The sequence below is a fragment of the Paenibacillus sp. 01T422 genome (genome assembly GCF_056398785.1).
This window is the reverse complement of sequence record NZ_JBFTQB010001668.1, coordinates 1-435: the sequence shown is the minus strand read 5'-3', so window position 1 is coordinate 435 and position 435 is coordinate 1. Positions and strand designations below refer to the sequence as shown.

Annotated in this window: 1 protein-coding gene; it reads left to right on the top strand. The window is 46.4% G+C overall.

What is annotated here, in order from left to right; genetic code table 11:
- Positions 1 to 48: 48 nt before the first annotated feature.
- Positions 49 to 435 (top strand): PIG-L family deacetylase (locus tag AC1DUA_RS40700; RefSeq protein ID WP_477505023.1); only part of this gene is annotated, 387 nt, incomplete at its 3' end.

Here is a 435-nt window from a genome sequence, read left to right as displayed (position 1 = left end):
GTATCCGCCTGCAAATTTTACATAAAAGAAAACGGAGTGAAGAGGAAGATGGGAACTCAATATGGTTTTATTTATGCGCATCCGGACGATGAGACATTTCTTAGTGGATGCTTGATTCGCAAGTATGCGGATGAAGGCAACGGACCTGCTTTGCTGCTAGCAACACGAGGAGACGCAGGTCGGCATGGGCTGGAGAGAGCGGCAAATAAGTCGGAGCTTGCTAGGCTGAGGGAAGAAGAAATGAAAGTTGCTGCTGAAGTGTTAGGGATTTCAATTGTGGAACATTTGGGCTTTGCGGACGGTCAGTTGGCGAATATTAATTTCAATGATTTGGTCGCAGGAGTTATTTCATTCCTTCAGCGTTATGAAGTGGAGAATGTGTTCAGCTTCGCAGAAGATGGCGGGAATGGTCATCCGGATCATGTAACCATCTCC